We start from the raw sequence: 12,174 nt of genomic DNA, 5'->3' as shown, positions 1-12,174 counted from the left end.
AATTGGGTTTGCGCATGCCTGCCAATTCATCTGAAACCAGAATTCTTACTTGGCAGCGCATATCTGACCGCTGAATTTCTGAGTATGCTCTAATTAACCTCTCGAATTCCTTGCAATTTGTAGAAGCATCTATTAAGCCCATAACTTTAATTATATGATCCTTTAATTCAGGCACGCCGTGAGCTTCTGTTAAGAATGAGTGATGCTTATGTTTTCTATATCCATTCTTTAACCTTGGATTAAGATCTTTTAACCGCTCCAATATATTGGGAGCTAATCTACTATATACAATCACATCAGAACGGATTTTTTTCAGATTTTTACGTGCAAGCGCTTCAAAGCGCACAATAGCCGATTGATTAAATTCGCCGCGCGCTGCGGCAGGAAAGGCTTCAGCACTTTTTTACCGGCTTCCAGCACATCGAATGCAGCGCGCACCCACGCCAGGCGTACGGCACGCATCAGATCATGATTACCGGCAATGACGTTGTATGGATTAAAGTCACCCAACCGTTCGCGCACGCGCCGCCGCCAATGCGGCGGTAGTGCACTGCCCAATGTTCCGGCCAATCCGCCAAGGAACAAATCGCCTAATTTATCCTGCCAATCCATATTCGTTGATGTGTGTTTAATAGACACGGATTATGCACGAATAGGCCTTGATCATCATTGCGTGCAGTAATCCGGGTAAGTTTTACGAAAATAACTGAGAATATCTATCTTGAGCATGCCCAAATATCTTAGAACAAAATAGTGCTATTCTGCTTTGCAATTAAAAGCTAAGAATGTTTGTTTAAAGGTTCATTCCCAGCCAATTTTTCCGGGCTTTTTCTTTTCAACGATGGAAACTTAATCCCAATGAATGACATTAAAGAAATTACCGAAATTTTACTGAAATTCCGTAATGAACGGGATTGGGCGCAATTTCACAATGCCAAGGATCTCGCACTGGCGCTGAATATTGAAGCAGGTGAGCTGCTGGAAGCTTTTCTGTGGAAATCTTCTGAGCAAGCAGACGTCGGCAAGGTGAAAGAGGAACTTGCCGATGTGTTTGCGTTTGCTTTTCTGCTGGCTGAAAAATACGATTTGGACGTGAAACAGATTGTGTTGGAAAAGATGGAACAGAATGCGCAAAAGTATCCGGTGGAAAAAGCCCGAGGGATTGCCAAAAAATATACCGAGTTGTGAGGATATTTTGTAGATAACATTCCCAGCTACCGGGCTGTCAATCGCCATAAGGTGGTGAGTTCCGCGCTGCGGGCGGCGTGGAGCGGATCGCTGGTATCCGAGACACGCGGATGGTGCGGTTTGATATCCGCTTGACTCAATACTTTCAAGCCTGCTGCATCAATCATTTCCAGTAATTCTGCGCGTGTTCGCAATCCCAAGTGTTCGGCAAAATCAGACAAAATCAGCCAGCCTTCGCCGCCGGGCGCCAGATGGTATTTGAGGCCGTGCAAAAATCCCCGCAACATACGGCCATCCGGGTCGAAGATCGCGTGTTCCAGCGGCGAGCTGGGCCGTGCCGGAATCCACGGCGGGTTGCATACGATCAGCGCGGCTTGTCCTTCGGGAAAGAGGTCTGCCTGCACCACATCAATCTGCTCGGCGAGACCCAGACGTGTCAAATTTTCGCGCGCGCAGTCCAATGCACGCAAATCCTGATCCGTCGCGATGATTCGCTGGATGCCCCGGCGTGCCAGAATGGCAGCCAGCACGCCAGTACCAGTGCCGATATCGAATGCGAGCGATTGTGTTGCGGCTAGTTTGGGTAACGGAGCTGCTGCGACCAATTCCACGTACTCGCTGCGAATCGGTGCGAAAACACCGTAATGCGGATGAATACGCGCCTGCAATGCGGGAATCTCTATGCCTTTTTTACGCCATTCGTAGGCGCCGATCAGTCCCTGTAACTCGCGTAGTGAGGCGATGTAATCTTCTGTGCGTGGCCCATACGCTTCCAGACACGCCGAACGCACATCGGGCGCGCGACGTAACGGAATACTATGATCGGCATTGAAAGGAACCAGCAACTGACCCAAAGTTCGGGCGCGTTGTGATTGCGCCTGGCGATGCAGATGAAAGATTTCAGCCGGGGATAAAGTTACTTGTTGGTTTTTACGTTCCGTCCGTTTTTTATCTTGACGCCGCGCCAGGGCTTGCAGTAATTGGCGGGCGTTTTGAAAATCACCCCGCCATAGCAGTACAGTGCCTTCACAGGCGAGACGGTAAGCCGTATCGGCCGTCATGCGATCATCGATGACTTGGACACGCTTGGGTGGCGGCAGGTTTTTTTCCGAACACCAGCGTGCTGATTTTTCTTCGTCTGCTTCATTCCATCGAATGACGGGAAAATCACGCATGGTGATAATTGTGGCAGGATACTGGGGCTACGAAATAGGCGTATAAATACATGCTGGCGTATGAGAAATTTATTGTTTATAGTTGAGATTTTAAGTTCAACCCATATTATACTCTTGATAAGATCTGGATTTATGGCAGTACTCTGCATCCGCTTACCTTGATTGTCATGCGATAACCGCAATGACAGACCGTTAACCCTCCTGGAGTTTTATGTCTTTCTCTACTTTCGGCTTGTCCGATGAAATTATCCGTGCTGTCACTGAACGTGGCTACACGGTTCCTACTCCCATTCAAACACAAGCCATTCCAGCCGTATTGGCTGGCGGCGATTTATTGGCCGGGGCACAAACCGGTACTGGCAAAACCGCCGGTTTTACCTTGCCTATTTTGCATCGTCTTTCCGACAAAAGTGTTAAAGGACCATCCAGCGGGCGGCCACCGATACGAGCGCTGATTCTTGTTCCGACGCGTGAATTGGCCGCGCAGGTGGAAGAAAGTGTGCGTGATTATGGCAAATACCTGAAATTAAGCTCGATGATCATGATCGGCGGCGTGAATATTAATCCGCAAATTACCCGCCTGAAAAGCCGAGTGGATATTTTGGTCGCAACGCCGGGGCGGTTACTCGATCATGTGCAACAAAAAACGCTGAGCCTGGCGCACATTGAGATTCTCGTGCTGGATGAAGCCGATCGCATGCTGGACATGGGATTTATCCGCGATATTAAAAAAATTCTCGCATTACTGCCCAAGCAGCGGCAGAATTTATTATTCTCGGCTACTTTCTCGGATGAAATCCAGGCATTGGCGGACAATTTACTCAACAAGCCGGTAATGATTGAGGTTGCGCGGCGTAATGCGACTGCTGACAAGGTGACGCATGTAGTGCATCCGGTGGATCGTGAGCGCAAAAAAGAGCTGCTGGCGCATTTGATTAAGCAACACCGCTGGTCACAGGTATTGGTATTTACTCGCACCAAACATGGCGCCAATAAACTGGCTGAGTTTTTGTTGGCAAATAGCATTCCTGCACTGGCCATCCACGGGAACAAAAGTCAGTCTGCACGCACTCAGGCACTGGCAAAATTCAAGGCAGGCGATCTGCAAGTGTTGGTGGCAACCGATATTGCCGCACGCGGTATTGATATCAGTGAGCTGCCACATGTTGTTAACTTTGAGCTGCCCAATGTGGCTGAGGATTATGTGCACCGAATTGGCCGCACAGGCCGTGCCGGTTCAGAAGGAGATGCGGTATCGTTGGTTTGTGTCGATGAAATCAAGCTGCTGACAGGGATCGAGAAACTCATTAAGCGCGAGTTACCCAGTCAGGTAATTGCCGGTTTTGAACCGGATCCACGCATTAAAGCTGAACCGATAAAAAATGGCCGTGGCGGCGAACCGCGTGGTGCAACCCATTCGCGCAATCCACCCAAAAACCAGACCAACAACAAAAAACCGGCCACAAAGAAACCTGCGGGTGCTGGCTTTGCGCGTCCAGCGACGCATCACTTCGCTGAACCACGCCGTGCTGGGGGACGGGGGGGACGCTGACACGGTATCTGAAAGTAGGAAAGATTCTGCGAAATTATTGCGCGATTGCCGGTGTGAGTGGAATCCCGCGCAGCTTAAAGCCGGGCTTAAAGCCGCGTTTCTCGAACCAACCCTGATTCATCTCCAGTGCGTAGCGTACCGGTTTGGCGGCACAGTGCGATTTCTCAGTCTCAGGCTGCATGTCCTTAAGGTTCACGATGCTGCCGTCGTCGGCGATGAAGGCTATCGTCAGTGGCAGCGGCGTGTTGCGCATCCAAAAGCAGCGTATCTGAGGATTGTCGTATATGAACAGCATGCCTTCGTTGACGCCCATACTCCGGCGGTACATTAATCCCATGCTTTGCTCGTCCATGGTCTGCGCCACTTCCGCTTGGATGACATACATGCCCGCCGTTAACTCGATCACCGGCAAGCGCGGTTGCGGGCCTTCCTGAGCCATCACGCTGACGGCAGTCAGTAGACATAGAAGCGCCATTATGCTTCGTTGCAGCAAAGCTTTTATTGGGTCATAGCCCATATTTTGTTTCGATGTTTCGCGCCTAACAGGCCGTTGAAAAACTATCTGCGGTGCCGCTGCGGTGTTAAAAACAGACTCAGAATGCTCATTTATTAAGTATAAACTGCGCTTTTTCGCCTGTTTTTGCCTTGCATCAGCTGTCTCGAAAACGTTTTTCAACGGCCTGCTAATTAAAAAGAAACCCATTTTTATTGTTTACTCCTGATCGCTGTTTTTTGGATGGATCGCCTGATCTTCCTTTTGCAGCATAGCGTTTTTTGCTTCAATTGGTTGGGTTTCAGCGACGGGATGTTTGACGCGGCGGCCAATCTTACCAATCACGACGAAGAAAAGCGGGACAAAGAAGATGGCTAGGAATGTAGCCGCTAGCATGCCGCCGAATACCCCCGTGCCGATAGAATGCCGGCTCGCAGCACCGGCACCGGACGCGATGACCAGCGGAAACACGCCCAGAATAAAAGCCAGGGATGTCATGATGATCGGCCGGAAGCGCAGCCGCGCTGCTTCCAGTGCTGCATCGGTAAGCGATACGCCTGCGGCATAACGTTGGTTAGCAAACTCGACGATCAGAATCGCATTTTTAGCAGCCAATCCGATCAAAGTCACTAATCCGATCTGGAAATAAATGTCATTGCTCAAATCCAGCGTCCAGATTGCCAGCAGTGCTCCGAGTATCCCGAAAGGAATTGCAAGAATCACAGCAAATGGAATCAGCCAGCTTTCATATAAAGCGGCCAGTACTAGAAACACCATTAGAATAGCAAACGAAAATACCATGACCGATTGTCCCCCGGCTTTGCGTTCCTGGAGCGATATGCCACTCCAGTCGAGTGTATACCCGCGTGGCGTCAGTATTTCATCCGCTACTTGCTCCAACGCCGCCAGCGCTTGTCCGGAACTATATCCGGGCGCCGCGCCGCCGAGCACCATTGCAGAATTAAAGCCATTGAAGTGCGTAACCGGATCGGGGCCGCTGTTGAATTCCGTAGTGACGACGGAATCCAGCGGGATCATTGTTGATATGCCGCCGTTTTGCGCGCGTACAAAGATTTTGCTGATATCGCCCGGATTTGACCGGTATTCTGCCATCGCTTCCGTTTGCACGCGGTAAATGCGGCCGAATTTGACGAAATCGTTGATGTACAGATTGCCGAAATACGCCTGCATGGTGTCGAAAACTTCCGAAATCGGCACACCCAAAGCTTTAGCGCGTTCGCGGTCTACCGTGGCAAAGAGCCGCGGCGCGCTGACGCGGAAATTGGTACTGGCGACAGCAATCGCCGGATGCTCCATGGCTTTGGCGGTAAATTCCTGCGCCACTGCGGCGAATGCGAAAAAATCGCCGCCGCTGGGATCTTGTAATTGCACCGAGAAACCGCCGGTAGCGCCTAATCCTTCAATCGATGGTGCATTAAACGCCAGAATCAACGCTTCCGGAATTTTGGCGAATTCCTGGTAAGCTGCGCCGATGATGGCTTGAATTTGATCTTCCGGTTTGGTGCGCGTATCCCAATGATGCAACGGCACAAACATAGTAGCTTGATTAGCGCCACGCGTGCCAAAAACAAAATTCTGGCCAGCCAGCGTATCGGTAGAATGCACGACGGGATTTGCTTGGAAATAACTTTCGATGCGGTCGAGCACTTCTTTGGTGCGCGTCATCGACGCACCGTCCGGCAATTGAACCACGGTGATGAAATAACCTTGGTCCTCTTCCGGGAGGAAACTTTCCTGTACGATCCTGAACAGGCCAATAATGGCAACAAGCAGTAGCAAGAAGAGCGTCAGCGCAATCGCCGAACGTTTCATGATAGTGACAACCGTGTCGGCATAGCGGGTCTGCACCCAATCAAATGAGCGGTTAAACAGCTTCCAGAATCCCTTCGGCTCGCCATGGCCAGGCTTCAGTACCAAAGCGCACAACGCCGGACTAAGCGTTAACGCAACAAATCCGGATATCGCTACCGACAGCGCGATAGTGATTGCAAACTGTTTGTACAATTCGCCGGTAATGCCGCCCAAAAAAGCCACCGGCACGAATACCGCAGCCAGCACCAGCACGATCGCAACCACCGGTCCGGATACTTCGTCCATGGCTTTTTTGGCCGCATCCCTGGGCGCAAGCCCGCCTTTGTTGATATGCCGTTCGACATTTTCTACTACCACAATGGCGTCGTCGACGACGATACCGATCGCCAGCACCATGCCGAATAAGGTCAGCGTATTGATGGAAAATCCCAACACTTCCAAACCGGCCAACGTGCCGATCAGCGAAACTGGAACGGCGATGGCCGGAATTAGCGTGGCACGCCAGCTTTGCAAAAATATGAACACCACTATAATCACCAGCAATGTCGCCTCAGCCAGTGTTCTCAACACTTCCTTGATCGAAACTTCGACAAACGTGGTGGTATCGTAGGGAATATTGTGCGACACACCGGCAGGAAAACTCTTCGCCAATTGATCCATTTCGGCGCGTACGCTTCGCACGGTATCGAGTGCATTCGCGCCAGGCGCTAGAAACGTGAGCAAAAACGTATTCGGTTTGCTATTCCAGCGGCCTTCCAAATCGTACGACTGTGCACCCAGTTCAATACGCGCAACATCCTGCAACCGTATCATCGAACCATCAGGAAAAGCGCGTACGATGATGTCTTCGAATTCTTTGACTTCGCTCATGCGGCCGCGGGTAATCACCGGAATCGTCAATTCGGTGCCGTTCGGTGTCGGTTCTCGACCGATTCTTCCTGCCGGGAAATCGCGGTTTTGCTCGCGCACGACCGCGACAATATCAGTCGGTGTCAGATTCAATTGCGCCATGCGAATGGGATCTAGAATTAGGCGCATCGAATAGTTTTGTCCGCCGAAAATCATGGCATCACCAACCCCCGGCAAGCGCTTGATATTATCGAGAACGCGTAGCAATGCGTAATTCGAGAGATACACATCATCATGCTTGGGATCGGTGGAGCTCAGCGCCACGACGGCCAGCAAACTGGGCGAAGTTTTTTTCACGGTAACGCCTTGACGTATCACTTCGCTGGGCAGTTGCGGTTCGGCCAGACGTTGCCGGTTTTGCGTCTGTACTTGCGCAATATCGATATCGGTACCGATCTCGAACGTCAGCCGCAGCATCATGTGACCATCATTGGTGCTGACCGATTCGTAATACAGCAGATTATCGATGCCGGGCAATTGCACTTCGATTGGGCGTGCCACCGCTTCTGCGACGACTTCCGCACTGGCGCCCGGATAGTCGGCGTCGATTTGCACCATTGGCGGCGTAATTTGCGGAAATTGCGCGATTGGCAGTTTCTGTAATGCCACCAGACCGAGGACGACAATGATGATCGATAGCACCGACGCGAAAATAGGCCGGTCAATAAAAAAATGCGAGTTCATGGCGCAATCTGCCCGGTGGATACCTCGGAAGGCGGAGAAATGACCGCCACGGGAGTTTTGCCGGATTGATATGGAATTGTCTGTACTTTAACGCCCGGCATGATGCGGAAGAATCCTTCCGCCACCACGCGATCTCCGGGCTGTAAGCCACTTTCGATCAACCATTCTTTGCCATGCCACGCGCTTGCTAGCACCGGGCGCATTTCCACCTGTTCTTCGGCGTCGATGACAAACACAAAGGAACCGGCCGGTCCTTGCTGCACTGCGCGTTGCGGGATTAAAACGGCATTGTGACGAACATAGCCTTTGACGCGAACTTTGACAAATTGGCCCGGATACAGGTAAGCATGCCCCGGTGCAAGATTGCCTTCCGGATGCGGAAACTTAAACCGTCCCTGCAAGGTACCGGTTTGCGGCCGTATTGTGGCTTCGGCAAAATCCAATATCCCTTCGTGGGGATACACGCTGCCATCGGAAAACGTCAGCACGCCGCGCAATTGAAAAATATCCGGGCTTTCCACGGTTTGTTCCGTCAATTCCCGGCGGCGGCGCAACAGATAGTTTTCCGGCACATTGACGCTGACATACAGCGGATCAAGCTGTGCGATAGTCGTTAATAGCGCCTCCTGCGCGGAGACCAAGCGGCCTTCGTAAAATTGGCTGCGTCCGATCCTGCCATTGACCGGTGCGGTAATCAGCGTATTGTCCAGATCAAACTTGGCTTTGATCAAATCGTTTTGCGCCGCTTCCAACGCTGCTTTGGTTGCCCGCACTTCGGCTTCGGCATCGTCGACATTTTTCTTACTGACCGCCTGTTTTTCCAGTAGCGGTTTGATCCGTGCTAAATCTTGCTGGGCCTGTTGCAAGCGGGCCTGCATTTGCGCTACTTTTGCCTTGTTGCTGAGATGAATCGCTTTGAATGGCACCGGATCGATCAGATACAACCGATCGCCTTTTTTCACATTGCGTCCTTCGGTGAAATAAACCTGCTTGATAATTCCGCTGATCTGCGGGCGAATTTCTACTGGGCGGAAAGCTTCCGTTTGTCCGATAAATTCAGGCTCGTCGGCGATGGTTTGTGTACTTACGATAACCACTTCCACTTGCGGCATCGGCGGGGTCTCCGGCGGCTGTCCCGCGCAAGCGCTGAGCAGAATTAACAAAAATCCAATGCCTGCGATCAACATGGCGGATCGGATTCGGGAAGTTGATGAAATAATCCATTCAAATGTTTGCTGCATAAGTTCCTCAAAGTATTCTGGGCACTTCTGATTGAAATAGGAGGATTGATCCCAAAAAAGTGATGGGAGGAACGAACTAACCAATAAGTTCCAGTCCCGCAAGCGCTTGCGAACCTACCCCGAGATGCCTTTCTGCGTTGGTACTGCGTTCAACACCCAGCCACCACCCAATGCTTTGTATAGTTGCACGATCGATACCAGATGCAAGCGATGTGTCGCCATCAACGCAGATTCGGCTTCCAATAGGGTGCGTTTGGCCAGCAATACGTCGATATAGCTGGTGATGCCACTCTGAAAGCGCAGATTCGCCAATTGCAATGCGGAACGTAGTGCTTCAACTTGTTCCTGCCGCGCTTTGCGCTGGATATTCGCGGTATGGACTGCAGTCAATGCATCTTCAACTTCCTTGAAAGCGACTAAAATGGTTTGCTCGTATTGCGCCAATACCTGGCGCGCTTGCGCTTCTGCCGCGCGTTGCTCAAAGCCGAGGCTTTGCGCGTTCAGCAACGGCCCGGCCAAGCCGAGACCGCTGGCACCAAACTGACTGTTGGATAGTAGCAAATTGGACAGCGCCGGACTGGCTACGCCCAGAAAACCGGTAATTGATAGCCGCGGGAAACGCGCGGCTTTCGCCACACCGATGCGCGCGGTAGCTGCCGCGAGCGCTTGTTCGGAGCGCAATATATCCGGACGCCGTTGTAACAATTCCGACGGCAAACCGGCGGGTACTTCCGGCGGCATCTGTTGCTCGGCCAATGAAAGGCCGCGTGCAACCGGCGCCGGATTTCTGCCGAGCAGCACACTCAGTTCATTTTCCTTTTGCCGTAGTTGTCGCTCCAGTCCGGCAACCTGCTGCACGGCATTGGCACGCGCCGCATTGATCTGATCAAATTCGATGCGGGAAATGATGCCGGCATCCAATTGTGCTTGTGACAGATCAAGCGATTCCTGCCACGAAACCAATGTCTGCTGCGTAATCTCGAATTGCCTATCCAGCTGTAGCAAATCAAAATAAGCCTGAGCGACGGCACTCACCAAGGTTAAAATCACGGCATGACGGTTTTCCTCGCGCTCGAGCAGATCGGCACGTGCCGCCTCGTTGGAGCGGCGGATTTTGCCCCAAATATCCAACTCCCAATTCAAAGTCGCCTGGCTGTAATAATTAAACGGTGTCGGAAACCCGGGAAAGCGGAACCCACCCATTCTGCCGAAAGCCGGCGCATTGGCATCGAATCCTAAATTCGGAAGGAAATCCATGCGCGATCCGCCCAATCGCGCTTCAAATTCCTCGACACTCGCTACCGCCTGCTTGAGATCCTTATTTTCCTTTAAAGCTTGATGAATCAACTGCTGCAGCGTTTCATCCTGCAACAGTTCCCACCAGCGCAGATTGGCGACCGATTCTCCTTCCATTTGGGACATGCGAAATTTCTCAGCAGTATCGACTTGCGGGCGTAAATAGTCAGGCCCCATGGCGCAAGCCGTTAGCAGCAAACCGGGGAGCAACAATAATATTCGAAGCCAGTGGCGATCACATTTCATTTGAGTAGGGGAAATAGCCGTGTTGTTCCCATCGAACAGGAATGGGGTGAGAATCCCACACATCGCGTATTGATGTCAAACACGCCGATAAAATGCGCTGAGAGCCCTCATGGTGTTTGAATTTGGACGGGATGATAGGGAAGTGGATAAGCTCACAATTTCGCGTGCGCTTTAACAAGCCACTGAATAGCTGTCATTTCGAGCAGAACGAGAAATCTATCCTGTTGATTCGAAAAGACTCCACACTGCGTTCGGAATGACAAAGTTGAATATTCAGAATTTCCTTAAGTCCGACAGACTCCTAGATTTCAATACTCAGCACACGGCGAATCTCATCCGTCTTGAATCCCAGCGCCATCGGGCGGCGCGCATGCGGCAAGGTAATCACGTCATACAACTCATCAATCACGCCTTCCATGCGTAGCCAATGCACAATATCGCCGGTACGCAAATCGATGATTTGCACCCCGCAACGCGCTTCGGCATTGCGTGATTTAAGATTATCATCCAGTGCCAGTCCACTAAAGGTTTTATTGTGACGTGGTTTGGACAAGCCTATTAAGGCAAAATGTCCGTGAAAGCTTAAACCACGCATATAACCCGGGCAGAAGCACACCGATTCAAAGCGCCCTGTTGCAAGATCAACGTAGCCAAAATCTCCTGTTCCGGAATTGAGCAGCCACAATTTATCATTGTACCAACGCGGCGAATGCGGCATCGACAGCCCAGTACACACAATATCATTGCGAATGGCATCAATGACAATACCCCCGTTAGTACGATGCTCACGCCAACCATCGGCAACATCGGATTGACTGACCGCGGTCACATACCCCGGCTGACCGTCCTTCATCGCCAAGCCGTTTAAGTGGCAGCGGTCTTCTGCCGCCAGTTTACTGATAAACGGAGGTTGCCACAGCGGTTTGAAGCTATGCGTTTCACTCAGTGTTGCCAAACACCCAAATAAGGTATTCACGAACACCAAACGACCATCTCGATCCACCGCCATGTCATGAATATCCAGATCACCGGTGGTATAACCCACTTGCGGCACATATAACCGGTCAAAACCATCCTGATTCTGTTCCGGCTCAAATACATTCTCAAAGCGCCAAACCTGATACAGGCTGCTCATATACAAACCATTCGGAGTAGCGCACAACCCCATGCAACGGTTAAAACTGCGTTCGAATACCGAAAGTCCATTATCCGGCTTGAGCCCGATAAAATACAATTTGCCAACCTGATAGGTTGTCAATGCAATACTCAGCTGCTGCTCAGCCAACCAAGACAACAACTGACGGGAAGAACTGATTTCGAGTGTAGGCTTAACCTCTGTTTCGCTAGAATCCATTTAATATCCTGTTTTAATCAAATGTTTCGATCAATTTGTTTAAAGAATCTTTGAATAACTCGCATTTGTCATTTCGAACGGCGTGAGAAATCTTTAACAGCCTGTTAAAATCAATGCAATAGATTTCTCGCTCTTGCTCGAAATGACGCTTGCTCGGCACTTCCTATCGATATTGCGGCACAGATGTCTTTATTACAATCAAA

General features: G+C 51.0%; 10 protein-coding genes. 2 read left to right on the top strand and 8 right to left on the bottom strand.

Annotated elements, in window-relative coordinates; genetic code table 11:
• Positions 1–346 (bottom strand): P63C domain-containing protein (locus ACH10T_RS08515; RefSeq protein ID WP_394808874.1); only part of this gene is annotated, 346 nt, incomplete at its 3' end.
• The gene (locus ACH10T_RS08510; protein WP_394808873.1) at positions 313–639 is read right to left on the bottom strand and encodes a hypothetical protein; all 327 of its coding nucleotides are present in this window, start codon (positions 637–639) and stop codon (positions 313–315) included. The genes ACH10T_RS08510 and ACH10T_RS08515, both read right to left, overlap by 34 nt.
• Before the next feature lie 219 nt (positions 640–858).
• Here ACH10T_RS08510 and ACH10T_RS08505 point away from each other — a divergent pair, with 219 nt between their 5' ends.
• Positions 859–1,188, top strand: coding sequence for a nucleotide pyrophosphohydrolase (locus tag ACH10T_RS08505; RefSeq protein WP_394808872.1), 330 nt, complete (start codon positions 859–861; stop codon positions 1,186–1,188).
• Positions 1,189–1,214: 26 nt separating this feature from the next.
• On the opposite strand, the gene ACH10T_RS08500 is transcribed toward ACH10T_RS08505, so the two are convergent.
• Positions 1,215–2,363, bottom strand: coding sequence for a methyltransferase (locus ACH10T_RS08500; RefSeq protein ID WP_394808871.1), 1,149 nt, complete (start codon positions 2,361–2,363; stop codon positions 1,215–1,217).
• A gap of 211 nt (positions 2,364–2,574) precedes the next feature.
• Between ACH10T_RS08500 and ACH10T_RS08495 the strand changes: the two genes are divergently transcribed.
• Positions 2,575–3,915 (top strand): DEAD/DEAH box helicase, encoded by a 1,341-nt coding sequence (locus tag ACH10T_RS08495; protein ID WP_394808870.1) that lies wholly within the window; start codon positions 2,575–2,577, stop codon positions 3,913–3,915.
• Between the two features lie 34 nt (positions 3,916–3,949).
• On the opposite strand, the gene ACH10T_RS08490 is transcribed toward ACH10T_RS08495, so the two are convergent.
• From ACH10T_RS08490 to ACH10T_RS08470, 5 genes are all read right to left on the bottom strand, one after another.
• Complete coding sequence (locus ACH10T_RS08490; RefSeq protein ID WP_394808869.1) at positions 3,950–4,591, bottom strand: DUF192 domain-containing protein; 642 nt, start codon at positions 4,589–4,591, stop codon at positions 3,950–3,952.
• Between the two features lie 36 nt (positions 4,592–4,627).
• Entirely contained in the window at positions 4,628–7,834 is a 3,207-nt protein-coding gene (locus tag ACH10T_RS08485; RefSeq protein WP_394808868.1) for a multidrug efflux RND transporter permease subunit, read from the bottom strand.
• The gene (locus tag ACH10T_RS08480; RefSeq protein WP_394808867.1) at positions 7,831–9,075 is read right to left on the bottom strand and encodes an efflux RND transporter periplasmic adaptor subunit; all 1,245 of its coding nucleotides are present in this window, start codon (positions 9,073–9,075) and stop codon (positions 7,831–7,833) included. The genes ACH10T_RS08485 and ACH10T_RS08480 overlap by 4 nt, the downstream gene beginning before the upstream one ends.
• 114 nt (positions 9,076–9,189) lie before the next feature.
• Positions 9,190–10,680 carry an efflux transporter outer membrane subunit gene (locus tag ACH10T_RS08475; protein WP_394808866.1) on the bottom strand — a complete coding sequence of 497 codons (1,491 nt, stop codon included), beginning with the start codon at positions 10,678–10,680 and terminating at the stop codon, positions 9,190–9,192.
• Between the two features lie 238 nt (positions 10,681–10,918).
• Entirely contained in the window at positions 10,919–11,971 is a 1,053-nt protein-coding gene (locus ACH10T_RS08470) for a TIGR03032 family protein (RefSeq protein ID WP_394808865.1), read from the bottom strand.
• Between the last annotated feature and the right edge of the window lie 203 nt (positions 11,972–12,174).

This window comes from Nitrosomonas sp., assembly GCF_043753625.1.
Classification (GTDB): domain Bacteria; phylum Pseudomonadota; class Gammaproteobacteria; order Burkholderiales; family Nitrosomonadaceae; genus Nitrosomonas.
The sequence above is the reverse complement of the archived record's forward strand: the minus strand, read 5'-3'. Positions and strand labels throughout refer to the sequence as shown.

What these genes read in the sequence shown, in the direction of transcription:
- ACH10T_RS08470 (WP_394808865.1), bottom strand. Translation starts at nt 11,971, where the DNA reads ATGGATTCTAGCGAAACAGAGGTTAAGCCTACACTCGAAATCAGTTCT.
- ACH10T_RS08500 (WP_394808871.1), bottom strand. Translation starts at nt 2,363, where the DNA reads ATGCGTGATTTTCCCGTCATTCGATGGAATGAAGCAGACGAAGAAAAA.
- ACH10T_RS08495 (WP_394808870.1), top strand. Translation starts at nt 2,575, where the DNA reads ATGTCTTTCTCTACTTTCGGCTTGTCCGATGAAATTATCCGTGCTGTC.
- ACH10T_RS08475 (WP_394808866.1), bottom strand. Translation starts at nt 10,680, where the DNA reads ATGTGTGGGATTCTCACCCCATTCCTGTTCGATGGGAACAACACGGCT.
- ACH10T_RS08480 (WP_394808867.1), bottom strand. Translation starts at nt 9,075, where the DNA reads ATGCAGCAAACATTTGAATGGATTATTTCATCAACTTCCCGAATCCGA.
- ACH10T_RS08505 (WP_394808872.1), top strand. Translation starts at nt 859, where the DNA reads ATGAATGACATTAAAGAAATTACCGAAATTTTACTGAAATTCCGTAAT.
- ACH10T_RS08485 (WP_394808868.1), bottom strand. Translation starts at nt 7,834, where the DNA reads ATGAACTCGCATTTTTTTATTGACCGGCCTATTTTCGCGTCGGTGCTA.